Consider the following 25,481-nt stretch of genomic DNA (forward strand, 5'->3'; position numbering starts at 1 on the left):
CTCCTACAGGATCACGCAAACCTTGCCAATGGCGGGTTCCTGTAGGAGCGGCCTTGTGCCGTGATGGGGCCCTAATTGCTTAACTGGCCGGCATTGGGCCTCGGGCCTCCCTTTCTCAGGCTGCGGTCGATCAGTCGAACAGACCGAAGGTCATGTAGCTGAACCACGAACGGTCCTTCTCGGCCTCCTTCGGGCCTTCAGGGCGGATCGCATCACCGTCTTCGTCCTTTGGCAGCAGCTCTTCAGGCATTTCTGCGCGGGCATCCTGGAACTGCTTGACCACATCCTGGTTGGCGCGGGTTTCGCCCGGCGGCAGCGGGGTGTCGGTTTCGATCAGGCCCAGGGTCGCCTTGGACAGCCACGAGCGGTTGTCGGCTTCGTCCTGCTTGGGCTCGAACTGGCCGTCGACCAGGCTTGGGTGGTCCGGGTAGTTGAGCTTGAGGGTTTCCAGGCTGGTGGCGGCCAGGTCGTCCAGGTGCAGGCGCTGGTAGGCCTCGACCATCACGGCCAGGCCATCGCCGACCGATGGAGTTTCCTGGAAGTTCTCGACCACGTAGCGGCCACGGTTGGCCGCGGCCACGTAGGCCTGGCGGCTCAGGTAGTAGTCGGCCACGTGGATCTCGTAGGCCGCCAGCAGGTTGCGCAGGTAGATCATGCGCTGCTTGGCGTCCGGCGCGTAGCGGCTGTTGGGGAAGCGGCTGGTGAGCTGGGCGAACTCGTTGTAGGAGTCGCGGGCGGCGCCCGGGTCACGCTTGGTCATGTCCAGCGGCAGGAAGCGCGCCACCAGGCCACGGTCCTGGTCGAACGAGGTCAGGCCCTTGAGGTAATAGGCGTAGTCGACGTTCGGGTGCTGCGGGTGCAGGCGGATGAAGCGCTCGGCGGCGGACTTGGCGGCTTCCGGCTCGGCGTTCTTGTAGTTGGCGTAGATCAGTTCCAACTGGGCCTGATCGGCGTAGCGACCGAACGGGTAGCGCGACTCCAGGGCCTTGAGCTTGCTCACGGCGCTGGTGTAGCTGTGGTTGTCCAGGTCGGCCTGCGCCTGCTGGTACAGCTCGGCCTCGCTGAGGTTCTCGTCGACGACTTCCTTGTTGGAGGAACAGGCAGCGGTGAGCCCGAGGATGGCGATCAGCAGCAGGTGTTTCACTTGCATGGCGGCTTGCGTCCCTTTGACGGCCGCTGTCTTGGGCGGTGCCGTCCTGTTATGATGAGCGCCCCCGGCCGAACCCGGGGCAAAAGAAGTCGTATTTAACCACAAGCGCGCAGCCGAAACCAAAGGCTGTGCGCCCGCCGAATCGAGCATGTCCGAGATCATTCAACTTAGCGCAGAGGTCCCGTCCGAACTGGGCGGTCAACGCCTCGACCAGGTCGCCGCCCAACTCTTCTCCGAGTACTCGCGTTCGCGCCTGGCCTCGTGGATCAAGGACGGTCGCCTGACGGTCGACGGCGCGGTGCTGCGCCCGCGCGACACCGTCCACAGTGGCTCCATCCTGGCCTTGGAGGCCGAGCAGGAGGCCCAGGGCGAATGGGTGGCCCAGGACATCGAGCTGGACATCGTCTACGAAGACGACCAGATCCTGGTGATCAACAAGCCTGCCGGGCTGGTTGTGCACCCGGCGGCGGGCCATGCCGACGGCACCCTGCTCAATGCCCTGCTGCACCACGTGCCGGACATCGTCAACGTGCCCCGTGCCGGTATCGTTCACCGCCTGGACAAGGACACCACCGGCCTGATGGTGGTCGCCAAGACCCTGCAGGCCCAGACCAACCTGGTCGACCAGCTGCAAAAGCGCTCGGTCAGCCGCATCTATGAATGCATCGTGGTGGGCGTGGTGACTGCCGGTGGCAAGATCGACGCGCCCATCGGTCGCCATGGCGGCATGCGCCAGCGCATGGCGGTGACCGACGGCGGCAAGCCGGCGGTCAGCCATTACCGTGTGCTCAAGCGCTTCCGCTCGCACACCCATGTGCGGGTCAAGCTTGAAACCGGCCGTACCCACCAGATTCGCGTGCACATGGCGCATGTGGGCTTCCCGTTGGTCGGCGACCAGACGTACGGCGGCCGTTTCCGCATCCCGCCGGCTGCCAGCGTGGCCATGGTCGAGGCGGTCAAGAACTTCCCGCGCCAGGCCCTGCACGCGCGCTTCCTGGCATTGGACCACCCGACCACCGGCGAGCGTATGGAATGGGCCTCGCCGCTGCCGGATGATTTCGTCTGGCTGCTGTCGCTGCTCAACCAGGACCGCGAGAGCTTCATCGGATGAGTGGCCTAACGCAGTCGCTGCTGTTCCCCGACTGGCCGGCCCCGGCCTCGGTACGCGCCTGCGTCACGACCCGCCAGGGCGGTATCAGCCTGCCGCCCTACGACACGTTCAACCTCGGTGACCACGTCGGCGACGACCCGGCTGCGGTTGCCGAGAACCGTCGCCGCCTGAGCGCCGAATTCGGTATTCGCCCTGCTTGGCTCAAGCAGGTCCATGGCGTGGTGGTGGCCGATGCCAACCCGGCCCGTGTGGCCGAGGCCGACGCCAGCTTCACCGACCAGCCCGGCATCGCCTGCACCGTGATGACCGCCGACTGCCTGCCCGCACTGTTCTGCGACCGCACCGGCACCCGCGTGGCCGCGGCCCATGCCGGCTGGCGCGGGCTGGCAGGCGGCGTGCTCGAAGCCACCCTGGACCGCCTTGGCGTGCCCGCCGAAGACGTGTTGGTCTGGCTGGGCCCGGCCATCGGCCCCCAGGCTTTCGAAGTCGGCCTGGAAGTGCGCGATGCGTTCACCGCCCTGCATCCGCAAGCGGCCCAGGCCTTTGTGCCGGGCGAACGCCCAGGCAAACTGATGGCCGACATCTACCAGCTCGCCCGCATCCGCCTGGCTGCCCGTGGTGTCACCGCCGTTTATGGCGGGGGCCTGTGCACGGTCAACGACCCGCGCTTCTTCTCCTATCGCCGCACCCCGCAGGGCGGGCGTTTCGCCTCCCTGGTCTGGCTGCAAGCCTGAATCACATTCCCTTGTAGGAGCCGGTTTGCCGGCGATTGGGCTGCAAGGCAGCCCTAACCACTCTTCCATCCGCTGACCCGTGTCAACCCCGCTACGCTTGAATCTTCCAGAATCACCCTTATCTATTGGTCATCTCAGGCAGGTTTCTTCATTCAGGTGCTATCCATCGCTCCGCCTGCCCTTATAGGAAGGTATCCCCCATGCGAATAGACCGTTTGACCAGCAAGCTGCAACTGGCGTTATCCGATTCCCAATCCCTGGCCGTAGGCATGGACCACCCGGCCATCGAGCCCGTGCACCTGATGCAGGCGCTTATCGATCAGCAGGGCGGCTCCATCAAACCACTGCTGATGCAGGTCGGTTTCGACGTCAATGGCCTGCGTCAGGCCTTGGTGAAGGAAATGGACCATCTGCCGAAGATCCAGAACCCTACCGGCGATGTGAACATGTCCCAGGACCTGGCGCGCCTGCTCAACCAGGCCGACCGCCTGGCCCAGCAGAAGGGCGACCAGTTCATCTCCAGCGAGCTGGTGTTGCTGGCCGCCATGGACGAGAACAGCAAGCTCGGCAAGCTGCTGCTCAGCCAGGGCGTGAGCAAGAAGGCCCTGGAGAACGCCATCAACAACCTGCGTGGCGGCGCGGCAGTCAACGACCCCAATGCCGAGGAGTCGCGCCAGGCCCTGGACAAGTACACCGTCGACCTGACCAAGCGTGCCGAGGAAGGCAAGCTCGACCCGGTCATCGGCCGTGACGACGAAATCCGCCGCACTGTGCAGGTGCTGCAGCGCCGCACCAAGAACAACCCCGTGCTGATCGGCGAGCCTGGCGTCGGCAAGACCGCCATCGCCGAAGGCCTGGCCCAGCGCATCATCAACGGCGAAGTGCCCGACGGCCTCAAGGGCAAGCGCCTGCTGGCGCTGGACATGGGCGCGCTGATCGCTGGCGCCAAGTACCGCGGCGAGTTCGAAGAGCGCCTGAAGGCGCTGCTCAATGAGCTGTCCAAGCAGGAAGGCCAGATCATCCTGTTCATCGACGAACTGCACACCATGGTCGGCGCCGGCAAGGGCGAAGGTGCCATGGACGCCGGCAACATGCTCAAGCCGGCCTTGGCTCGGGGCGAACTGCACTGCGTCGGTGCCACCACGCTGAACGAATACCGCCAGTTCATCGAGAAGGATGCCGCCCTGGAGCGTCGCTTCCAGAAGGTGCTGGTCGACGAGCCGAGCGAGGAAGACACCATCGCCATCCTGCGCGGCCTGAAAGAGCGCTATGAAGTGCACCACAAGGTGGCCATCACCGACGGTGCGATCATCGCCGCGGCCAAGCTCAGCCACCGCTACATCACCGACCGCCAGCTGCCGGACAAGGCCATCGACCTGATCGACGAAGCGGCCAGCCGCATCCGCATGGAGATCGACTCCAAGCCGGAAGTGCTCGATCGCCTCGACCGTCGCCTGATCCAGCTGAAGGTTGAGTCCCAGGCCCTGAAAAAGGAAGAGGACGAAGCGGCCAAGAAGCGCCTGGAGAAACTCACCGAGGAAATCCAGCGCCTTGAGCGCGAATATTCCGACCTCGAGGAAATCTGGGCGTCGGAAAAAGCCGAGGTGCAAGGTTCGGCGCAGATCCAGCAGAAGATCGAGCAGGCGCGTCAGGAACTCGAGGCCGCCCGCCGCAAGGGTGACCTGAGCCGCATGGCCGAGCTGCAGTACGGGGTGATCCCGGATCTGGAGCGCAGCCTGCAGATGGTCGACCAGCACGGCAAGAGCGAGAACCAACTGCTGCGCAACAAGGTCACCGAGGAAGAAATTGCCGAAGTGGTGTCCAAGTGGACAGGCATCCCGGTGGCCAAGATGCTCGAAGGCGAGCGCGAGAAGCTGCTGAAGATGGAGGCGCTGCTGCACCAGCGCGTCATCGGCCAGAACGAAGCCGTCACCGCCGTGGCCAACGCCGTGCGTCGCTCCCGTGCCGGCCTTGCCGACCCGAACCGGCCGAGCGGCTCGTTCCTGTTCCTCGGCCCTACCGGCGTGGGCAAGACCGAGCTGTGCAAGGCCCTGGCCGAATTCCTGTTCGATACCGAAGAGGCCATGGTGCGCATCGACATGTCCGAGTTCATGGAGAAGCACTCCGTGGCTCGCCTGATCGGTGCCCCGCCCGGGTACGTGGGCTACGAGGAGGGCGGCTACCTGACTGAGGCCGTGCGGCGCAAACCCTATTCGGTGGTGCTGCTCGACGAAGTGGAGAAGGCGCACCCGGATGTATTCAACGTACTGCTGCAGGTGCTCGAGGATGGCCGCCTGACCGACAGCCATGGCCGTACGGTGGACTTCCGCAACACGGTGATCGTGATGACCTCCAACCTGGGCTCGGCGCAGATCCAGGAACTGGCCGGTGACCGCGAGGCCCAGCGTGCGGCGGTGATGGATGCGGTGAGCTCGCACTTCCGTCCAGAGTTCATCAACCGGATCGACGAAGTGGTGGTGTTCGAGCCGCTGGGCCGCGAGCAGATCGCTGGTATCACCGAGATCCAGCTCGGCCGCCTGCGCAGCCGCCTGGCCGAGCGCGAGCTGTCGCTGAGCCTGAGCCCGGAGGCCCTGGACAAGCTGATCGCCGTCGGCTACGACCCGGTGTATGGCGCGCGTCCGCTCAAGCGTGCGATCCAGCGCTGGATCGAAAACCCGCTGGCACAGTTGATCCTCAGCGGGCAGTTCCTGCCAGGCGCGGCGATCACCGCCAAGGTCGAAGGCGACGAAATCGTCTTCGCCTGATCCGCTCTACCGAAAGCCCCGCATCTGCGGGGCTTTTTTGTGGGCGTCCGCTGTGGGAGCGGGCTTGCCCCGCGATTGCGTCAGCCCAGCAAACGCCATGCATCCTGCCCACACATTCGCGTAACGAACCTGCTACCACAAAGGCAAGCCCAGGCAGGAGGGGCCGTTGCAGGCCCTCTGGGATAACTATTTGAGAAAGTTGAATTTTTTGCTTGCATCCTGAATCGAGTGCACCTAATATACGCCCCGCTGTCAGGCACTACACAGATCACCGGCGGTACAAGGGATCTGAAAACAATTTGCAAATCAGTAACTTGAAAGCAAATTGGGGGTTGACAAGCAAAACGAAGAATGTAGAATAGCCGGCCTCAGCAGCGACAACGCTGAAGAGTTCGAAGCTAACACAGACTTCGAAGTTGTACGAAGTTCAGTTCCGCGATAGCTCAGTCGGTAGAGCAAATGACTGTTAATCATTGGGTCCCTGGTTCGAGTCCAGGTCGCGGAGCCAATTTCGGGGTGTAGCGCAGTCCGGTAGCGCGCCTGCTTTGGGAGCAGGATGTCAGGAGTTCGAATCCCCTCACCCCGACCATTTTCCGGGTCGTTAGCTCAGTTGGTAGAGCAGTTGGCTTTTAACCAATTGGTCGTAGGTTCGAATCCTACACGACCCACCATGTAAAAAGGGCATCTCGAATGAGATGCCCTTTTTCTTTTGCCTCGAATTAATACGCCCACGCTGCAGTCGCCCCCGTTGTAGGAGCGGCCTTGCGCCGCGAAAGGGGCGCAAAGCGCCCCCGGCGATCTTCAGTGCAACTTCAAGCGCGGCTCGGTGCCCCGGCCAATCTTGCTTCCGAGCATCATCATCGCCGTGCGGAAGAACCCGTACAGCGCCATCTGGTGCATCCGGTACAGCGACACATAGAACATCCGCGCCAGCCAGCCCTCCAGCTTAACGCTGCCCATCAGGTTACCCATCAGGTTGCCCACCGCCGAGAACCGCGACAGTGACACCAGCGAGCCATAGTCCTTGTACTCATAGCTCGGCAGCGGCTTGTTCTCCAGGCGCGCCTTCAGGCTCTTGGCCAGCATCGAAGCCTGCTGGTGCGCCGCCTGTGCCCGTGGCGGCACGTTGCGGTCGCTACCCGGTTGCGGGCAGGCGGCGCAGTCGCCGAAGGCGAAGATGTCATCGTCGCGGGTCGTCTGCAGGGTAGGGCGCACCACCAACTGGTTGATACGGTTGGTTTCCAGCCCATCGATGTCCTTGAGGAAGCCCGGCGCACGGATACCGGCCGCCCACACCTTCAGGCTGGCCTGAATCACTTCGCCGGAGGCCGTCTTGAGTCCATCCTCGGTCACTTCGCTGACCGCCGCATTGGTCATCACCGTCACCCCGAGCTTTTCCAGGGTCTTGTGCACCGGCACGCTGATGCGCTCCGGCAGGGCGGGCAATACGCGTGGGCCGGCCTCGATCAGGGTGATGTGCATGTCCTTCGGCTGGATGCGGTCCAGGCCATAGGCCGCCAGTTCATGGGCCGCGTGGTGCAGCTCGGCTGCCAGTTCCACGCCCGTGGCGCCTGCGCCGACGATGGCCACGCTGATCTTCTCGCTGGCCACATCACCGGCGTGGGCACGCAGATAATGGTTGAGCAACTGCTGGTGGAAACGCTCGGCTTGCTTGCGGGTGTCGAGGAACAGGCAATGCTGCGCCGCGCCCAAGGTACCGAAGTCGTTGGTGTTGCTGCCGACGGCGATCACCAGCGTGTCATAGCCCAGGGTGCGCGCAGGCAGTAGCTCGCGGCCCTCTTCGTCGAGGGTCGCGGCCAGCTGGATCTGCTTGGTTTCCCGGTCGAGCCCGCTCATGCGCCCCAGCTGGAAGTTGAAGTGGTTCCACTTGGCCTGGGCCACGTAGTTCAGTTCATCTTCCGAGGAGTTCAGCGAGCCTGCAGCCACTTCGTGCAGCAAAGGTTTCCAGATGTGCGTCAGGTTGGCGTCGACCAGGGTAATCTCGGCCTGCTTGCGCTTGCCCAGGCTTTTACCCAGGCGGGTCGCCAGTTCCAGGCCGCCGGCGCCGCCGCCGACAATCACGATGCGATGAGTCATTGGGATATCTCACAAGTTTTACGGAATTCGTGGCCGTGTCGGCCGGCCGCGGCATGCGGGAGAGGAGGGCGAGCGCAAGGCAGCTCATAGCACCAGTCCACTCAGCAGGCGGCTCAACAGGCCCAGACCGATGGTCACCGCGACCACCAGCACAAGGAGCAGCAAAGGCCGGAAGGGCCTGCGCTCGACTCGATGCTGGGGGGCACGCAGATACTCATCGACGCGACGCTGATCTTCAGGATTCAGGCGGCTGGTCATGGTGGGCCTCGTCAGATAGACGTTTGTGACTGCGCGTACGCCACAGCGTTCACGCAAGCGCTTGAAACAAATGATAATGCGTTCTATCCCTGGCGCCGAGTGTACGTCATCGCAAAGACTCTCGGCACTGGATCAAAGACTGATGCCCACGTCGAAGACGATGCTGCGCCCCAGGTTGCCGCGTAGGAAATCCGGCGCATCGGGGTGGGCGAACAGCACCCTGGCGAACGTCGGCCCCACCAGCGACAACGACCGCCAACCTTGGCGCAGGTATTCGGTGGGCGGTGGGAAATGGCTGTTGAGGTCCAGCACCTCGCGCTTGAGGCTGGCGAAGGCGATGATGTCCAGCTCGCCCAAATCCAGCCCGCGCTCCTGGTAGTTGTGCGCCTTCTTGCGCAGCGTCGGCGCCAGGCGCCCAAGCAGTTCCTGGGCGCTGATCCGCCGTGGCCGGGCCTCGCGGCGCACCAGCTGGCTCAGGGAAAACGCGCTGCGCCGGCGCTGCAGCTCCTCGCGCCACTCATCATTGAGCCGGCGCCCTTCATCGAGCACGAAGAACACCTCGAACGCCGCATCGCGAAACAGTACGTCTGGCGGCTCCTGGCCGGCCGGGGTGAAATCTTCGCTGCGGTAAGGAATGTTCAGCCCTTGCAGCAGGCGTTGGCACACCCAACGCTCGCGTTCCCATTTGCGGGCATTGGACAGAAACGCATTCGCTTGTTCGGCCTGGATGGTGAGCAGGCGCAGGTAGTCTGAGTCATCCATGGGAACAAGCTTAGTCGCTATCCATGACGGTAAGATGCTGTTTGTGCGCAAGAATCGCCCTTCGGCCAGCCGACCCGGCCGGCGCTGGCGACGATAGGGTGTAGACTCGGCCTATTCGGCACGGCAGAAGGAGCGAACCGGTGATCAGTGCGCAGGTCCTGTCCACCACCAGCCTCACTCTGGGTTGGCTCGGCTACGTGCCTCTGCTCATCTGGGCCCTGGGCCGCACACGCTGGGTGGAACTGTTCAGCGATAGCCGCCGCCAGCACCTATTGTTCGGCACCGTGTTCGGCTTGTTCATTCTGTGGTTGGTGCGGCGCGATTTCGACACAGGCGTGTCTTACCATTTCATCGGCATGACCGCCGTGACCCTTTTGCTCGACTGGCCATTGGCAATTGTCGGCGGCGCCCTGGCCCAGCTCGGCCTGCTGGCCCTCGGGCGCCTGGATCTGGCCGCGCTGGGCGTCAACGGCCTGTTGATCATCGGCCTGCCGGTGTTGGTAACGGAGGTGTGCGCCATCTTGGTCGAACGCGCGCAGCCACGAAACCTGTTCGTCTATATCTTCTCGGGGTTCTTCGCCGCAGCGCTGTCGGCTTTGCTCTGCCTGCTCGCCGCGCTTGGCCTGCTGTGGCTCGATGGGCGTTTCGCCATGCCGGAGTGGCTGGCGGACTTCATCGGTTATCTATGGCTGATCATTTTCCCCGAGGCTTTCATCAACGGCACGGTGATCAGCGCACTGGTAGTGTTCTGCCCGGAATGGCTGGAAACATTCAACCGCACTCGATATTTGCAGGCGCCCTGGAACGACGAAGATCGCTGACGCCAAGCACCCACAACCGCGAGCCCGCGATGGGCCGCGTAGCGGCCCCAACTACACGAATGATCGGGACTTCCTCAATGCCGAGGCTCAAGATCCCCAGAATAAAGCTCATCCTCCGACTCATCCGCTCCCGGAATCTTATGCTCCTCAGCCGCCCAGGCCCCTAGGTCGATCAACTTGCAACGATCGGAACAAAACGGCCGGAACGGGCTCTTCTCGCTCCATTCCACAGGTGCACCGCAGGTCGGGCAGTCCACAGTCATCGGCTGGCTCATGGCTGGCCTCCTCGTAACGTCAGGTAAAAGTGGTGCAGACGGTCGATCTGCTCATGCAACCAGCCAAGGTCCCGGTCATTGACCACCACGTCATCGGCATGGCGCAACCGCTCCTCGCGGGCCGCCTGGGCCTTGAGGATCGCCTGCACCTGCTCGGGGCTGGTGTTGTCTCGCGCCAGGGTGCGCTGGACCTGCAGCTCTTGCGGCGCATCGATCACCAACACCCGCTGGGTTTTCTCGATCTGGCCAGACTCCACCAACAGCGGCGAGACATAGATCGCATAGGGCGACTCGGCTTTGGCCAAGTAGCTGAAGATCTCCTGCCCGATCAATGGGTGCAGCAGTTCCTCCAGCCAGCGGCGCTGAGTGGGGTCGGCAAAGATCAGCTGGCGCAACGCCGCGCGGTCAAGTTGCCCATCGCCCTGCAGCACGCCGGGCCCGAAGCGCTCGACGATGCTCGCCAATGCCGGCCGGCCAGGCTCCACGACCCAACGCGCCGCCTGGTCGGCATCGACCAGGTGCACACCCAGCTCCACGAAACGCGCTGCCGCGGCGCTCTTGCCGCTGCCGATGCCGCCGGTGAGCCCGAGAATCCAAGGGGTAAATGCCGCAGTGGTCATCAGTTTCCAAGCAGTTGCATGTAAGAGATGTATATTTCATCACCCCAGAGCATCGCGATCCAGCCCGCAATGGCCAGATACGGCCCAAAAGGCATGGTCGAGCCCATCGACGCCTTGCGCAGGCGCAGCAAGCACACGCCGATCACCGCCCCCACCACCGACGACAACAACAGCGTCAGCGGCAGCACATGCCAGCCACCCCAGGCACCGATCAATGCCAGCAGTTTGAAATCGCCATAGCCCAGCCCCTCCTTGCCAGTGACCAGCTTGAACAGCCAATACACTGCCCAAAGGCTCAGGTAGCCGATTATTGCCCCCCACACGGCCGCTGACAGAGGCACGAACAAGCCAAAGGCGTTGCAGGCCAGCCCCAGCCACAGCACCGGCTTGACCAGCGCATCGGGCAATAACTGGTGATCGCTGTCGATCAGGCTCAGGCTCAACAGGCTCCAGGTCAGCACCAACCCAAGCAGCGTCTGGAGCGTCGGCCCGAACTGCCACGCCACCACCACCGAAAGCACCGCGCACCCCAGTTCCACCAGCGGGTAGCGGATGCCGATGGCGGCCTTGCACGCCGAGCAACGCCCACGCAGGGCGAGGTAACTGAGCACCGGGATATTCTCCCAGGCACGAATACGATGCCCGCAATGGGAACAGCGCGACGCCGGCAGGCACAGGTCGAAGCGCTCGTGTTCCTGCACGGGCAGGCCAAGCACCTCCTGCGCCTCCCGCTGCCATTGGCGCTCGAGCATGATCGGCAGCCGATACGCCACCACATTGATGAAGCTCCCGACCAGCAACCCCAACAAGCCTGCGAAGGCCAGAAACAGTGCCGGCTGCCCGGCGAAAAAAGTCCAGAGATTCATGTCAGACCAAGTTACCCAACTGGAAGATCGGCAAGTACATGGCGACCACCAGGCCACCCACCACCACGCCGAGGACCAGCACGATGGCGGGCTCCAGCAGGCTGGTCAACTGGTCGAGGGCCTGGCTGACCTGTTCTTCGTAATGTGTGGCGGCTTTTTTCAGCATCTGGTCGAGCGTGCCGCTGGATTCACCGATCGCCGCCAGCTGCACCAGCAAGGGCGGGAACAGCGGGTCCGCCGCCATCGCCTGATGCAACCCCTGGCCATTGCCCATGGCCAGCCGCAAGCGCAAGACCGCCTGCTCATGCACCGGCCCACCACACACCGTCGCCACCGTGCCCAGTGCATCGAGCAATGGCACCCCAGCCCCATAGGCCGTGGCCAGGCCCCGCGCAAAGCGCGCCAACGCCGCTTGCCCCAGCAGCTTGCCCAGCACCGGCACCCGCAACGCCTGGCGTGCTATCCACAAGCGTGCCGGCGCATGACGCCGATGAAGCTCGCGCACGCCCGCTGCCAACAACACAACCGTCGCCGCTACCCAGGGCGCATACCGCCCAAGCCCTGTTGATAAGTCGATCACCCATTGCGTAAACGCCGGCAGCGATGAATCGAAGCTGGCGAACAACCCCTGGAACCGCGGCACCACCTCCAGCAGCAACAGCGCCGACACCCCCAGCCCGGTCAGCAACAGCAGCAACGGGTAGAGCATCGCCTTGCGCACCCGACGCTGCAGCGCCTGGCGCTGTTCCAGCATGCCCGCCAACTGCTCGAGCTGCCCGTCCAGCGTGCCGGACTGCTCACCCATGCGCACCAGGTTGCAGTACAGCCGGTCGAACCACGCCGGGTGACGTTGCAGCGCCTCGGCCAGCCCCAGCCCCGCGCCAACATCCTGTTGCAATTGCGCCAGCAACCGCCCCAAGTGTTCGTCGCCCCCGCTGCGCCCCATCACCTCGAACGCCTGCAGCAGCGGCACGCCGGCCTTGAGCAAGGTCGCCAACTGCCGGCTGAACCCCGCCGCATCTGCCTTGCCACGGCCAGCTGGCCAGCGCCATTGCAGGCGGCCCGCCGGCCGCACCCGCCCCACGCGAATGCCCTGGCGCTGCAGGTCGGCCCGCACGAACGCCAAGCTGCGCCCCTCGGTGCGGCCGTTGATTCTGTTGCCGTTGATGGTGGTGCCTTCCCAGGCGTACAAGCGTGTCGAATGGCTCATGCAAACGTCCTATGTTGCAATGCCGACAAGCCCCGTAACAGCTTGCCGTGCCCATGGCCGGGCGGGTTTCCCTGTTGGTCACTAGAGTAGTCCAGCGAGCCCGGCATCCAGGCGGGCAGGGGTGACAAAAGGTGTCGGTTCGGCTCTACTGCGCGCCTGTCTGTCCTAGGTGTCCGAGATTGGATCCAAGGCATAGCCGTATCAACAAGGAAAAGCGTTCATGAAAGGGCAACGGGGCATCACCCTGATCGAGCTGATGATCGTCGTGGCGATCATCGGCATCGTGGCGACCATCGCCATTCCCATGTACACCAACCAGCAAGCCCGCGCCAAAGCCAGCGCTGGCCTTGCGGAAATCTCCGCACTCAAGACCGCGATGGAACTGCGCCTGAACGAAGGCAAGGACGTTGCCGACGTCAACGCCCTCGGCGGCCAGCCCACCACCGCCCACTGCGCCATCACCGCCCGTGGTACCGCAGCCGACGGCACCGCGGCAATCACCTGCACCCTCGCCGATGCACCGGCCAACGTGCTCGGCAAGACCCTCACCTTGACCCGCACCACCACTGGCTGGCGCTGCACCACCACGGTGGAAGAAGACCTCGCCCCGAATGGCTGCAAGGGCGCCTGATGCGGGCGCCAGGGGCGCGGGAATAAGCGAAGGGAAACAGAGGTTTGCGTAACGCCCGCGGCAGTGGTAGCGTTGCGCTCACGCCGGTGTAGCTCAGTCGGTAGAGCAGCGCACTCGTAACGCGAAGGTCGCAGGTTCGATTCCTGTCTCCGGCACCAGTCAACTGTTCCGATACGTCTCTTCTTGTACACGGAACCCCCTGAAAAGCCCGCCAAATGCGGGCTTTCTTGTCTCTGGCTGTCTCGTTCTGTCTCTAGGCATATACCGATTTTAGGTATACGTTAGGGTATACATCGGTTCGACGAGAAAACGTATACCTATGGCACGCACCGTTACGCCCCTCTCAGACCCAAAATGCGAGGCCGCGAAGCCGCGGGACAAGGATTACACCCTGTTTGACGGTCAGGGCCTGTTCCTGCTGGTCAAGAAGAACGGCAGCAAGATCTGGCGCATGAAGTTCAAGCGGCCGGATGGCAGAGAGGGGCTGGCCACCTTCGGCAACTATCCAGCGCTAACACTCAAAGCCGCTCGTGCGCGCCGAGCCGAAGCGCTGGAGTTGTTGGCGCATGGTAAAGACCCGATTGAGAGCGCCAGGCAGGGGAGGGTCGAAGCGGCGAACGCGAGGGCCAACACCTTCGGCGTGCTGGCCAAGGACTGGCACGACGCCTGCTCTAAGAAGTGGTCCCCAGGTCATGCCGCGACGGTGTGGCGGCGGATCGAAACTTACCTACTCCCGGCCCTGGGCCGGCGACCGGTGGCCGGCCTCAAGACCCGCGACCTGCTGGCGCCGCTCAAGGCTGTGGAGAAGCGTGAAGTTCTGGACACTGCCGGTCGGCTACGGCAGTACATGACTGGGATCATGCGCATGGCTGTCCAGCACGGGCACATCGACACGAACCCTGCAGTCGACCTACAGGGCGCAACTGCTACACGCAAGACCATCCACCGACCTGCGCTGGCGCTGGATCGGCTGCCTGAGCTGCTGCAACGAATCGACAGCGACACTGGTCGGCCGCTGACACGGCTGGCCACCCAGCTCACCCTGCTGGTTTTTATTCGATCCAGCGAGTTGCGGTTTGCGCGCTGGCCAGAGATCGACGCCGGTCGCTCCATGTGGGAGATCCCCGGGGAGCGCCAGGAGATCGAGGGTGTGAAGAACTCGCATCGCGGCTCCAAGATGAGCACGCCCCACCTGGTACCTCTCAGTCACCAGGCCTTGGCCACGCTCGAGCAGGTGCGGCAGCTCACCGGACGCTTCGACCTGGTGTTCGCTGGTGACAGCAACCACTGGAAGCCCATGAGTGAAAACACGGTGAACAAGGCGCTTCGACGCATGGGCTACGACACCAAAACTGAGGTGTGTGGCCATGGGTTCCGGGCGATGGCCTGTTCCGCGCTCGTCGAGTCGGGACTGTGGAGCAAGGACGCAGTAGAGCGTCAGATGAGCCACCAAGAGCGTAACAGCGTGCGGGCGGCATACATTCACAAAGCTGAGTACATTGAAGAACGCCGGCTCATGGTTCAGTGGTGGGCCGACTATCTGGATGCCAATCGAGAGAAGCACATCACGCCTTATGACTTTGCTCGCATCGGGGAGGGAGTAAGCAATGTGGTGCGTGGGGCATTTGGCATGAATGGACGGCAATGAAAACAAGTATTCGATTAAAAGCAGGTGTTCTTGGTGTTCTTGGTGTTCCAAGAACGCTGGAAGCCAAAAAACACGAGGTCTGTAGCCAAGGAACACCTTTGCCTGAACGGCGGAACACGAAGACGCCGGAGCACCCAAGGTGTTCTCTGAACGAGGCGGCTCGGCCCGTGCGCCCGTCTACGCCAACGCAAGCTTCCTCCCCGTCCTGCTGGCCGCTCTTCCGATGCGCCCACGCATTCAAGCACGGCCCGGCGCGGCTTTGTCTGCGCCAATTGGGGCGTGGGGATCGTCAAATAGCTAACGGCTCATTGCTATGACTCTTGGCAAATTAATGAGTCCTCTGAACCTCGACCTCGACGAGCTTGAGTTGGAGTTGGAGTGGTTGCCGCTTTATGGCGAATTCGCCGAGCGCTTCAATGAAGCGCTTGATCTAGTGGCGACTGGTGTCGAAATGTGGCGCCCTCATGAGCGCGAAGAATGGGCGATTGAGGCGGCTGCAGAGATAAGTCGAAGGCTGTATACCATTGAGCAGCGGACGGAGTGGGGTTTTGTTGCATCGCTATCGCTAGATGTACCTTCTGCTGCGCGCCTTGTCGCTTCGTCCGATAGCCGCATAACTGACTCCCAACTTGCGGCAGCCCTCGCTATGGCTTATGGCTGTCGGGCGATAAATGTTCTTCGCGAATGGCAAGCGCAACTGGCTGACGATATGTTCGAAGCGAGTGGGCGTGCGCTTATTGACGATACAAGAATTAATTACCCTGAGGTTTACGCCACCATTGTTAATGATTACCGCATTAAAGATTCGATCGCCGAGATCGAGGCACGGGAATCGGCTGCCGATCTGCTGGGACGCGCACGCAATTCCATTGTCATCGCTGAGCTTTATCGGGACTCAAGTATCCCACCTGCTGCACTGAAACGGATTAGCGAGCGAGCTTTAAAGACTTCACGCGCAGCTGTAGGCAGAAAAGCTGGAGAGCGAAGCGGGGCAGCCAGGCAGGAGAAGAATGCCGAGCGCGACAGGGCCATTTGTGATGCAGGCCGGGAGCTACTCGCGTCTGGTAGGTCGCCCGGTGAAATCACAGGGATCATCTCGGGCATGGCCGTTGCGGAAACCCTTGGTTCAAAGAGCATACGGTCAGTGCTACGCCAGGGGGGTGTTTTGCCTCCTGCCTAAATTACAGGGAAGTGAACCTAGTTCACTTCCCGCCACCTTCTTATCTTCGCCTCCGTTGATTTCATCATCTCCGGGGCATCCCATGCAACTCAATCGAACTGTAACAACTGTCTCACCTGCTGACCTTCTCACGCCTGACCAGGCGGCCCAATTGTTGGGCCTATCGGTCAAGACCCTGGCCACCTGGCGCAGCACTGGTCGCCACTCTCTCCCCTTCATCCGCTGCGGCGCGCGTATCCGTTATCAGCGCACCGAGCTGTTCGCCTGGCTAGCAGACCGGCACCACACCCCCTCCGCGCCTCGGGGGGAAATCTAATGTCCGCGCATCAAACCATGGGCAAAAATCCCGCCCGCTCGAGCACTGCCCGATTGCTTGGCGACGGCATATCGGGGCGCAATCTGCGCCAGAGTATCGATCAAGCTCCAGGCTTTGACCCTGCTGCCACGCTTATTCGCTTCCCCGATGTGGTGGCTATGACCGGCTTAGCTCGCGCAACTATTTACAAGCGGCTCAAGGACGATCCGACCTTTCCTCGCCCCGTGCCGTTGAGCAACAGCACGTCACGGGGAGCGCCAGTGGGTTTCGTTCTTGCAGAGGTGCAGCGCTGGGCGCGTGCACGTATTGAAGCGCGGGGGATCACTGCATGAGACCCGCTCGTACGCCCTTTACGGGTCCCTTCTTCGACACATACGGAATTGGCTTTGCCCTTTATGGAGGTGCGACTGCTTGCTGTACCGGCTGACGCGAGCAAAGGGCTAGGGCTTTTCGAAGAGCTGCATGGCTTCGACGATGCCGCCGCGCTGTCGGATGCGCTCAAGGCCCGGGTTAGCCGATGCTATGGCACGCCTGCCCTGGCTTTCCTGTCGGCCCTCTGTGAGCCCGGTAAGTTGCGGGCATATGCGGCCATGGTGCGCAGCACTCTGGAGCGGTTTACCACTGAGGCATTACCTGCCAGCGCCAGCGGCCAGGCACAGCGTGCCGCAACTCGCTTCGGACTGGCAGCGGCGGCGGGTGAGTTGGCCACAGCCTTGGGCGTTACAGGATGGCCAGACGGTCTAGCGCTGCAATCCGCGCGCGTGTGCTTGGATGCTTGGTTGGCTGAACGTGGCGGTGCTGGAAACCTGGAAGGTGACGCTATCGTGGCCAGACTGCGCGGCATGGTGGAGCGCTACGGAGAAAGTCGCTTTACGCGATGGGATTCTATCGCGGCAAAGACCGATGACCATGCGCCACGTACAGCAGACCGGCTTGGCTTTCGCAGGACTATGGATCATGGCATCGGTGACTCTCTATATACGCCGGTGACCTATTACTTCCTCGGCACAACTTGGCGTGATGAGGTTTTTAAAGGAATGAACTTGCGAAATGTAAATAGAGAGCTGGTCGCGCGCGGAATACTTGAGCCGAGCGGAGACGGAAAAGCAGCCCAATCCGTGACACTACCCGGTATGCCGAAAGGACGGGTTTATGTTGTAAATTCAAACGCATTGCTTAGCGATTAAATAATAGCATTCAGCTATTGGGGAGATTCGTGGCCACTTATAGGCTCGGCCTGCCTACGCCTGCGCTTACCTAAATTTAATTATTGGAGTTCATAATGAGCACAAATTCGTCCATGCTGAAAGAATATCAAGCTGAACTAGCAAGCTTGAAGAAAGATCTTCCTAGATTAAAGGCCGTCGCTGACGAGGCAGAAAATATATTCGCCAACAGCCGTCAGGGAAGACCTGTCTATCCTCGGGATCAGATAAGCCCTTATTCGAATGCCAAAGTCAGAATAGACGAGCTTGTCCGAGAAATTGCACGGCTCCAAGGATTGGTAAATTGGGATGAAGGTGTGCAGTCCGCCTCTGATGATGTGCGGCGTGCAAAGAAGAGCATAGCCAAAGCTCAGAGCGAAATGAGAATTTTGCGTGACAAGCGTGAGACGCTTGAGTTGAAAAGAGAAGCTGTCATTAAAAAGCATGATCACGAGTTAAAAGCTGCTGAGGACGGCGAGCATGAAGCCGCGCAAGCATACGCTCGGGCGATGGTGGAAAGTGATGGCTCGACTGAGCGTAAAGCAGAAGGGTTGCTGCACAAAGCCTCCCATGCACTGGCAGTGATGAGGCAGGCGGTTCAAGGTGCTAGTACGGTTTCGTCTGCACTCATTACTCAACTCTCGGAATTGGATAATGCAATTGAAGAGAAACAGTCCGAAATTGACTCTCTGGATTCGCAGCTCCTTCAAGCTGCTCGGTTCTATTGGGCTGATAGGTTTGAGAGGGCCGCACTTGAGTTGGGAACTCTAGCTGCTCATCTTTCAGCAGTTGAGAAATTGCTGGGGCGTAGTGATGGTTTGGCCGATTTCTATATTCCGACCGTTTCTCCAACGAAGTCTAATTTCATATCCCACCGACGAATCATGGAGCAACGTAGCAAAATTAAGTTTGATCAGCTAATTAACATCTGACTTTGATATCTGTAGTGTCATACTCACAACGGCTTAAAACACCACTTCAGAATTAATTTGTTGTGGTGTTTTGATCCGTACTTATTTTTTACACACAGCATAGCAGAGGCCCGAATGACGTGAATGTGGCTGTTCACGTCTTGGGGTTAGTAAATCCAAGGCCTAGATTTTATCGGTCAGCCTGTGCTTGGCTGGCATCGCCCCATACGAAGCAAGCTATTCGGCTGGAGGATCAAGGATAGGCCGGTGCTCTAAGGCATTTCCCCGCCCTGCGAGCAAGGTCTTAGCTGGGCTTGCGACGTCTCTGCTAGCAATGTACTGTATGCATATACAGAATTGAGAGGCGCACAGGTCCAGGTTTCCTTGCAGCTGGACCCTAGGAGAGATATGTGGCTTCATGCCACTATAGCTTGCTACCGCCTCGCTCGGCCGGGCGCTTTGTCTTAGAAAGGGATAACCATGGAATTCCAGCTGCAAGGTTTTGTATTTCACAAGGTTGTGACGAATCAACGCGATAAATTGGTTGAGTTGATGCCTAGGGAGCGACAGATCGATCTACCTGACCCCAAAGCAGATAGCCTAGTTAAAACCATCCTCACAAGTTATCGTGGTGAGGGAAACATGGCGTATGCTCGAATTCTTAATGATAGTTGGTTTGACACGAAAACGAAGCGCTACTTCAGTAATGAACTGAGTTTTTATCAGTTTTCTCGTGATGCTCTTTCCCAGCTTAAGATAGAACTTGAAAAGGCACCGCTTGCAACAGGCGGTTTCTTAACTATCATAGATTATCTATTGGATGGTCAGCCTAATCTTATGATTGTTCTGATTAAAAACGCAAAAGGTATCGGCATTAATGAACAGATGGACTTGGAGGAGATTGATACGCTTGATATCGACAAACTCCACTTCGCAGCTAATGTCGATATTCAGCGTTGGAAGGAAGCAGATCTTGACCCTCAAGCACCTCATGTGTCTTTTCTAAAAGGAAAAAATCGTAAAGACACCGTGGTGGGCTATTTCAAATCTCTGCTGGGTATCGATGAAGAAGCGTATCTCGATCCGTCAAAACACACCCAGCAGCTCGTTGCTTTGATTAAGAATTATTGTGAAGAGTTTAAAACAGAAGATGAAGCTCTGAATTGTCGTCGTGCGATTCAAGAGTGGGCGGATGGCAAGGCGGAAAAGGGCGAGCCTATAACCCTACGTGAGGTTGCAAATCAGTTGGAGCCGGGGGATCCGGATAACTTTATAGACTTTGTCGCAAAAAGTAAGGTTGAAATTCCTGCTGAATTTGAGGCAGTTCCAAAATTTCTAAAGGCTTTACTTAAGTATCGAGTTTCGGGTCCAAACAAAGAATATACTTTGTCTTTTGAGCAGGTCGCTTTGGAGAATAAAACTATCTATCTAAATGCGGATGATCATTTGGTAATTACACGTGTGCCAGATAGTATTAAGCCTAATATTCCCAAAGCGTAGGGGCAGACTGTGACTGCGATCGATGAGGTGGAAGAGCTTCTAGGTTTAAGCCATATCTGCGATCTGGTCTGGTCGGGTTATGCGCTATGCACGAGCTTCCTAGCACAAACACCTCAACTTGATATTCTGTGTCGCTTAAATAATAGCGACACCACTGAAGTGGAAGTTCGCCAAGGCGGTAAGTTGACCACTTTAGCGTCTGTAGCTATAGGTCAGAATATTGAGGTCAGAATTGTCCCTCCGCGGGGCGCTGCCGTCTGCTTGGCAAGGGACCAGAATGACTTGCTAGCGCTCTTTCGACTGCATTGTCTGCCAGAAAACTACGCGCTTATGGACTCTGGATTCCGGACCTGGGCGCCCTCTGGCGACGTTGTAGTACCAGCTGTGGTGGAGGCATCAGATCTTCTTAAAAGGCTGGAAGGTGAAGCGATCATAGAGACAGCTGGCAATCGCTTCGCACTTTTAACGTATGATCAGAAAATTTACATAACGCATGGCGTCCATTCGGAGACTGTGGAGCGCAGCGCGCAGGTCGTTCGCCGTGGTCTGAATATATTGAATCAGATACTTGCTGATACAATACATACTGCTGAGAAAAAGCGAATTATTCGTAATGCAATAATCGCAAGTCTAAAGTCTTGCGATGAAGCTAATCGTCTGTCTCACCTACTCAGTCATTGCGATGAGATTTTCGAAAATGCTCAACACAATTATGAGTTGTTTATATCGAATTTCTCTTTTAATAATGATTTGGATAAGCTACACGAGCAGAAGAGAGAGTTCAGTGTTAAGTTAAATGGGCTATTGATTGGGATTCAAGGAAAGCTCCTTGCTATTCCAGTGTCGACCATTTTGGCAACTACGCAGCTGAAAGACTCGAGTGATCCAAGCTATGTTACTATTAACTTAGCGGTTCTGGCTTCTTCTTTGATATTTTTCGTTATTATAATTTGGTTGATTAGAAGTCAAATGATTGCTATCAACTCGATTAAATTAGAGGTTAATCAGAAAGAAAGACGCTTCCGGCTTGAGTTGCCTAAGTTATTCGAGGAGGTTAGGTTGATATTCAGTAGTCTAACTTCTGATTGTAATTTGAACTTGAATATGGCAAGGTCGCTGATTGCTTTGTCGACAGTGTTGACGTTGGTTACAATTTATGTTTTTTGGATTAAAACTCCAGCTGTTGCATTGTGGCTTTCGCCTGCTTATGAAGTTGTAATGCAGCAACGCCCTTGGATAGTTATAGTGCTTTTAGTTTGCGATGTCATTGTTGGTGTCGATAAAGCTTTATTCTGGTGTTGCGTGAAAATTCATCTGCTTAATAAGTTTCATAGCCGGATGGCCCGCTGTTAGGCACGATCGGTACCGTTATGAGTGGTGAACGTGGGAAACCTAGGGGGATGAGGCTAATTTCCCCCTAGCGGTGTCTAGTTGAACCAGTGTTATGGCTATTTGATCTTGTTCGCCCTACTATAAGCGGCAAGTCTGAGTCAATATGCTGGTTCAATTTTCACGGCGAAGTTTTGATAATTGCCCTATTCATTAAGGAGAACGAGCGCTCTACATATGCGCTCGCAAATTCTGGCGGCAACTTTGTTGCTCTTTGAAGATATTCTGCTGCCAAGAGAACAAATTTCGATGCATAAGGTGACTCGTTAGAGATGTCGACTTGGAGACCGGTTTCTGGCACGTCTTTTAAGAAGTTGAAAGCCAGCTCTCTAGCCAAGAGAGCCGCAGGTAGGGCTTGCTGCGGAGCCTGAACTACTTCTCTCACTAGTTGTTCGAACCGCTCTACATCAGGGAATATGCTTACAGCATCGTCAGACTGCCCAGTTGCTAGCTGTCTAATTTTCTTTGCGGATTGCAGATTCTCATAGCCGCCGTACACGGACGCGAGTAACGCAGAAGAGAACTCGTCTGCCGCTGACGGTCGCATTAATAGTAGGAATAACCTATTTGCGAGGCTCGATAAGGAGATCAGGAACAAACAGAGTGCGTCGCCAAATATGGCTAAATGCTCTTTCTTGGAGGGATCTAACTCGGGTCGTAATTTTCGTAATCTGGCCACGGTTTTGCGGCACTGTTCACCATAATCCTTGATCGTCCAAAAGGTGCTGGTTGCATATCCCATGTATTCAGCAAAAGCAGGTGATCTGGAGCGTAGCGCTAAAAACTCCTCCCACGCCTCGATATCTGCCATAAGTGAATAGTCATAGGGGAGATCAATGGAGCCTTCCAGACCTTGGGCTAAATCTCCAAACTCAGAGTCATGCAAAAGAGATACACCAAGCTCAGAAGCACTGATTCGATGGTCACGACTCAGCTTCAACTTTGAGTTCAGAACGACGAATCCGTGATCTGCGCCGACTTTAGTCATAACACCCTTTAGCCAAAAAGCTCTACCAATGGCAGATTCGCGCATACCACTTTTACAGTCAAAGACAATTTTGCTATGCATTCCAACTGGTGATGAGCTTATCGATAAGACATCTAGATCCGTCAGTAAGTATCTAGATTGTCCCAGGCGATTGTTCGATTCGATCTCAACTTCAAGTTGAGGGAGCCAACGCTTAGAGACACAAAATTTTAGTGCTGTGGCCTTCTGAGCCCTGTCTTTTAGCATTTAAATTCCCTCCAAGAGTAGCTGAGTCACCTCATTCTGGGTTTCTTCAGAAAGGGTGATCTTTTCCCGCTCTCGTAACAACTTGGAGCTTACCAGCGACTCCACATATTCTTGGTTCCCTGTCATCGCTGCTACCGCATCCTTGTCGATGTCTAGGTCAGCGATTTTTTCACCTTGGACAAGTTTGTACGCAATTTTTAGAGATTCTCTGTTTTCCGGCGTATCGATTATTTTAAGTTGATGCCATCCGTTACTTAACTTCTCAAGTTTGGCGATGCGTAACACTACGAGATTTTTATATTGCTCTGCATAGTCGCTTGTTGGTTTGAGCTGGAGGTCAGTCATCAATCTATACAGCAGGGCACCTGGGTTCCGGATGCTGTATTTGTTAGGGAGCAATTCGCCCTGTCTGACCGCCGAAACAATGGCAAGCGCTCTTTCATATTGCTCTCGTTTAAGCGGGCTAACTTTCACTTGTCCTGGCGTGGGCGTAAACATGAATATCGCCTGACCAGCATGAGAGGTGAGGATGGAGGGAGGCTTAACCATGCCGTCTTGTGCGAGACGCTTAAGTAATGCAACTTCATCTGGGCTGACTTTTTTGCCCCCAATCTCTTGAGTTTTTTCTATGAGAGAAAGCGGCCACCCTTGGGCGCGTTTGAGGAGGTCAAGTGTCCGTTGAACTGTTTTTGCGCCAACCTTAGCTACCTGGTCCGCGAAAATATCAGCGTTCTCCGTGAAGTAAGTTGGATTCATAAGAATATCGCGGCTGCGGTGCCGTTGAAGGATGAGGAAGCTACTTTTTGTTCCTATCTCTACACTATGGTCGAATGCTTTACGGTCTGCGCCCAGTGATGATGCTAGAGAGTCGATGTTATGAGGGGATCCAGCGAGCCGATCGACAATTTGCAAGGTTAAGGTTTCAAACTCGTCGGGACAAGACTCAGTTTCAAAATACTCGCCGAGCCCGTCGTAGAGCTCTTCAAAATAAGGGACTGTGGGAAGCACTGACTTGATGGCCTTGCCTTCTTGGCCCAGACGAACGAACTCGATTTCGGCTAACAGTCTTGTGATTCTATCTACCGCAAGCCGAGGGATTCCGATAAGCGTCGTGGCTACCAACTTAACAAGTTCATAATCCAACAAAGGAAGCCCTCTGATATGGAGGGCTAGCTGAACCGCCATGCCGATCTCAGGAATACGCTCAAGTCGAGCTGCTTCTCGATCCTTCATCGCCAACTGGATTTCGTGGCAACGCGCCACGGCTATTTTTCGATCCATGAGAAAAATACCATAGTGAGAGTGAGGGCTGCCAACCAGGTGGTGCGCACTGCGAAAGGGTCTACGCCAAGCCCACCATAGGGCACATTCGAGAGTGGCACATTGCCTTGATTAGTTTCAAGCCGCTGGGCGGTACCCATTTCTTAGCTTCCGTTAGCTCAGATCGTCTCCTCTCCGCAAACGTTTATGTTTGATTGGTCTAGGCCAATTCACGGAACACATTTCGTGTTCCTGCACCTTCGTGTTCCACGCTTTGCTCAATTGTGTTCCTCGGCTACAGGTCCGGTGGTCTGTAGCTTTCAGCGGTTTTGGAACACCAAGAACACCAGGAACACCGACTTTAAGCGTTGAATCTCCCCACGCCCCGAAAACGGCTCAGCCACCAGCGCTGTAGGCCCCTGGACTGCCCAAACTGGCTGGGGACTCTGGTCGCTTTGCGGAGGTTCGGACCGAGAACAGCACAGCTCCTTTTTAGCGTCAGTTCACTGGCTTAGGTGCTCGGGTTAAGCGTCTACATTTGCAGTTTTTGGGTCCTCCCCAACCCCCCCTCCCTACACGGGTACGGGGACTCGCGGTTTCCCTGCAGCTGAGATTTTCCTTGGGATGTCCGTCTTCTGTTTCATTCGGCTGAGGCCCCAACGATCCCGAAAGTTTGACTTGACGCTTGTTGCCAGGGCGCGGCTGCATGTCAGCCGTCAGCCGTCAGCCGTCAGCCGTCAGCCGTCAGCCGTCAGCCGGTCGGCCAGCTAAGCGGTCAGAAGACAGGCAGGCAGAGGTGCTGCTCGGGGGGTTGTGTCTTGCGATGCCGCCAAGGCAGGGGAGGGTGAATTGGGTTTTAGGTATACGGTTAGGTATACGGTTTGGGAATCTAGAGGCTAGATGTCAATAAATACGGGTCTATTGGTGCCTGATTCGACTCCTGTCTCCGCACCAGTAAAACAAGGGCATCCAGCGATTTTTATGTCACAGCGTAAGTGTTCGTGACAGCAGGACGCCAGCAAACGGCCCCGCCAGAATAGTCTGAGTGGGGCCTTTTTTTGGTTTATAACTGACCATCGAGTCCAATGCGCCAGGCTATAAAGCTCGGCGGATCTATCGATCTCAACCTGTGTTTCTGCGGGGCCGGCGCGATTGTGTGCGTAATTGCACCCGTGTGACCATACGTTTGCATTCAACACGACTAGTCGCACGCATGCCTGACAGGCAAAAGCAGCATCCACGACCTGCAGTTAGCTGGCGTAGCAGCAAAGATCAAAAAATCACCGTTTTCGCGTGGTAACGCGTTGGCAAGGTGCGGAACCTGAGGGCAGATCTTATCGAGTCAGTTCAGTGACTATCGAACGGCTGCCCCCTCAACGCATGAAGCTGGTAATCCGTCACTGACTGAAACAGGAACTCCGCGTGCTGCCGTAGCTGCTCGACTTCTTCTGAAGGTGTGCCGGCATGCTGCGCCTCTTGGTAGCCATCCACCACCTGACCACGCAAATAAACATGGCCCTATAACCCAAAAGCCGAAT

22 protein-coding genes, 4 tRNA genes and 1 pseudogene are annotated in these 25,481 nt (G+C 58.1%); 17 read left to right on the top strand and 10 right to left on the bottom strand.

The window, feature by feature from the left end; genetic code table 11:
• Positions 1-130: 130 nt before the first annotated feature.
• Positions 131-1,150 carry an outer membrane protein assembly factor BamD gene (locus tag ACNFG0_RS17020; RefSeq protein ID WP_196144455.1) on the bottom strand — a complete coding sequence of 340 codons (1,020 nt, stop codon included), beginning with the start codon at positions 1,148-1,150 and terminating at the stop codon, positions 131-133.
• Positions 1,151-1,298: 148 nt separating this feature from the next.
• On the opposite strand from ACNFG0_RS17020, the gene rluD reads away from it, so the two are divergent.
• The 6 genes from rluD (at position 1,299) to ACNFG0_RS17050 (ending at position 6,431) form a co-directional block, all read left to right on the top strand.
• Positions 1,299-2,261 carry a 23S rRNA pseudouridine(1911/1915/1917) synthase RluD gene (gene rluD, locus ACNFG0_RS17025; RefSeq protein WP_196144454.1) on the top strand — a complete coding sequence of 321 codons (963 nt, stop codon included), beginning with the start codon at positions 1,299-1,301 and terminating at the stop codon, positions 2,259-2,261.
• Positions 2,258-2,995 carry a peptidoglycan editing factor PgeF gene (pgeF, locus tag ACNFG0_RS17030; RefSeq protein ID WP_196144453.1) on the top strand — a complete coding sequence of 246 codons (738 nt, stop codon included), beginning with the start codon at positions 2,258-2,260 and terminating at the stop codon, positions 2,993-2,995. The genes rluD and pgeF overlap by 4 nt, the downstream gene beginning before the upstream one ends.
• A gap of 200 nt (positions 2,996-3,195) precedes the next feature.
• The gene (gene clpB, locus ACNFG0_RS17035) at positions 3,196-5,760 is read left to right on the top strand and encodes an ATP-dependent chaperone ClpB (RefSeq protein WP_196144452.1); all 2,565 of its coding nucleotides are present in this window, start codon (positions 3,196-3,198) and stop codon (positions 5,758-5,760) included.
• Positions 5,761-6,192: 432 nt separating this feature from the next.
• Positions 6,193-6,268 (top strand) — tRNA-Asn (locus ACNFG0_RS17040).
• Between the two features lie 4 nt (positions 6,269-6,272).
• A tRNA-Pro gene (locus tag ACNFG0_RS17045) sits at positions 6,273-6,349 on the top strand.
• A 6-nt stretch (positions 6,350-6,355) separates the two neighbouring features.
• Positions 6,356-6,431: transfer RNA gene (locus tag ACNFG0_RS17050), tRNA-Lys, on the top strand.
• Positions 6,432-6,561: 130 nt separating this feature from the next.
• On the opposite strand, the gene ACNFG0_RS17055 is transcribed toward ACNFG0_RS17050, so the two are convergent.
• From ACNFG0_RS17055 to ACNFG0_RS17065, 3 genes are all read right to left on the bottom strand, one after another.
• The gene (locus tag ACNFG0_RS17055; RefSeq protein WP_084857033.1) at positions 6,562-7,857 is read right to left on the bottom strand and encodes an NAD(P)/FAD-dependent oxidoreductase; all 1,296 of its coding nucleotides are present in this window, start codon (positions 7,855-7,857) and stop codon (positions 6,562-6,564) included.
• A gap of 84 nt (positions 7,858-7,941) precedes the next feature.
• Positions 7,942-8,115 carry a DUF3094 family protein gene (locus ACNFG0_RS17060; RefSeq protein ID WP_084857035.1) on the bottom strand — a complete coding sequence of 58 codons (174 nt, stop codon included), beginning with the start codon at positions 8,113-8,115 and terminating at the stop codon, positions 7,942-7,944.
• A gap of 132 nt (positions 8,116-8,247) precedes the next feature.
• On the bottom strand, positions 8,248-8,877 hold the full coding sequence (locus ACNFG0_RS17065) for a DUF1780 domain-containing protein (protein WP_084857037.1): 630 nt from the start codon (positions 8,875-8,877) through the stop codon (positions 8,248-8,250).
• 140 nt (positions 8,878-9,017) lie between these two features.
• Here ACNFG0_RS17065 and ACNFG0_RS17070 point away from each other — a divergent pair, with 140 nt between their 5' ends.
• Positions 9,018-9,698, top strand: coding sequence for an energy-coupling factor ABC transporter permease (locus ACNFG0_RS17070; RefSeq protein ID WP_196144450.1), 681 nt, complete (start codon positions 9,018-9,020; stop codon positions 9,696-9,698).
• 74 nt (positions 9,699-9,772) lie between these two features.
• Here the strand turns inward: ACNFG0_RS17070 and yacG are convergent, their stop codons facing one another.
• Genes yacG through ACNFG0_RS17090 form a run of 4 tightly spaced genes read right to left on the bottom strand, consistent with a single transcriptional unit; the run spans position 9,773 to position 12,669 of the window.
• A complete protein-coding gene (gene yacG / locus ACNFG0_RS17075; RefSeq protein WP_084857049.1) occupies positions 9,773-9,973 on the bottom strand; it encodes a DNA gyrase inhibitor YacG in 201 nt (66 codons plus the stop codon).
• A complete protein-coding gene (coaE, locus tag ACNFG0_RS17080; RefSeq protein ID WP_196144449.1) occupies positions 9,970-10,593 on the bottom strand; it encodes a dephospho-CoA kinase in 624 nt (207 codons plus the stop codon). Before coaE ends, yacG begins: the two co-directional genes overlap by 4 nt.
• Positions 10,593-11,459, bottom strand: a complete 867-nt coding sequence (locus ACNFG0_RS17085) for a prepilin peptidase (protein ID WP_416765727.1) — start codon at positions 11,457-11,459, stop codon at positions 10,593-10,595. The genes coaE and ACNFG0_RS17085 overlap by 1 nt, the downstream gene beginning before the upstream one ends.
• A gap of 1 nt (position 11,460) precedes the next feature.
• On the bottom strand, positions 11,461-12,669 hold the full coding sequence (locus tag ACNFG0_RS17090) for a type II secretion system F family protein (protein ID WP_416765729.1): 1,209 nt from the start codon (positions 12,667-12,669) through the stop codon (positions 11,461-11,463).
• Between the two features lie 220 nt (positions 12,670-12,889).
• On the opposite strand from ACNFG0_RS17090, the gene ACNFG0_RS17095 reads away from it, so the two are divergent.
• The 10 genes and pseudogenes from ACNFG0_RS17095 (at position 12,890) to ACNFG0_RS17140 (ending at position 21,413) form a co-directional block, all read left to right on the top strand.
• Entirely contained in the window at positions 12,890-13,300 is a 411-nt protein-coding gene (locus tag ACNFG0_RS17095; RefSeq protein WP_196144446.1) for a pilin, read from the top strand.
• A gap of 82 nt (positions 13,301-13,382) precedes the next feature.
• Positions 13,383-13,458, top strand: a tRNA-Thr gene (locus tag ACNFG0_RS17100).
• 161 nt (positions 13,459-13,619) lie between these two features.
• Positions 13,620-14,948 carry a tyrosine-type recombinase/integrase gene (locus ACNFG0_RS17105; protein WP_416765731.1) on the top strand — a complete coding sequence of 443 codons (1,329 nt, stop codon included), beginning with the start codon at positions 13,620-13,622 and terminating at the stop codon, positions 14,946-14,948.
• A 331-nt stretch (positions 14,949-15,279) separates the two neighbouring features.
• Positions 15,280-16,128, top strand: coding sequence for a hypothetical protein (locus tag ACNFG0_RS17110; protein WP_266023740.1), 849 nt, complete (start codon positions 15,280-15,282; stop codon positions 16,126-16,128).
• A gap of 82 nt (positions 16,129-16,210) precedes the next feature.
• Positions 16,211-16,444 (top strand): helix-turn-helix domain-containing protein, encoded by a 234-nt coding sequence (locus tag ACNFG0_RS17115; protein WP_266023741.1) that lies wholly within the window; start codon positions 16,211-16,213, stop codon positions 16,442-16,444.
• On the top strand, positions 16,444-16,776 hold the full coding sequence (locus ACNFG0_RS17120) for a helix-turn-helix transcriptional regulator (RefSeq protein ID WP_416309153.1): 333 nt from the start codon (positions 16,444-16,446) through the stop codon (positions 16,774-16,776). The genes ACNFG0_RS17115 and ACNFG0_RS17120 overlap by 1 nt, the downstream gene beginning before the upstream one ends.
• Before the next feature lie 63 nt (positions 16,777-16,839).
• Positions 16,840-17,631 (top strand): annotated as a pseudogene (locus tag ACNFG0_RS17125) (DNA/RNA helicase, superfamily II protein); the annotation flags it as partial.
• A gap of 95 nt (positions 17,632-17,726) precedes the next feature.
• Positions 17,727-18,581, top strand: coding sequence for a hypothetical protein (locus ACNFG0_RS17130; RefSeq protein WP_416765734.1), 855 nt, complete (start codon positions 17,727-17,729; stop codon positions 18,579-18,581).
• A gap of 459 nt (positions 18,582-19,040) precedes the next feature.
• Positions 19,041-20,060, top strand: a complete 1,020-nt coding sequence (locus tag ACNFG0_RS17135) for a nucleoid-associated protein (RefSeq protein ID WP_416765736.1) — start codon at positions 19,041-19,043, stop codon at positions 20,058-20,060.
• Positions 20,061-20,069: 9 nt separating this feature from the next.
• Positions 20,070-21,413: a hypothetical protein gene (locus ACNFG0_RS17140; RefSeq protein WP_416765737.1), complete on the top strand. Its 1,344-nt coding sequence runs from the start codon at positions 20,070-20,072 to the stop codon at positions 21,411-21,413.
• Positions 21,414-21,570: 157 nt separating this feature from the next.
• Here ACNFG0_RS17140 and ACNFG0_RS17145 read toward each other — a convergent pair whose 3' ends face one another.
• Positions 21,571-22,683 carry a hypothetical protein gene (locus ACNFG0_RS17145; protein ID WP_416765739.1) on the bottom strand — a complete coding sequence of 371 codons (1,113 nt, stop codon included), beginning with the start codon at positions 22,681-22,683 and terminating at the stop codon, positions 21,571-21,573.
• Complete coding sequence (locus tag ACNFG0_RS17150) at positions 22,684-23,964, bottom strand: hypothetical protein (RefSeq protein WP_416765740.1); 1,281 nt, start codon at positions 23,962-23,964, stop codon at positions 22,684-22,686.
• Between the last annotated feature and the right edge of the window lie 1,517 nt (positions 23,965-25,481).

This window comes from Pseudomonas sp. NY15372, assembly GCF_048068215.1.
Classification (GTDB): Bacteria; Pseudomonadota; Gammaproteobacteria; order Pseudomonadales; family Pseudomonadaceae; genus Aquipseudomonas; species Aquipseudomonas guariconensis_A.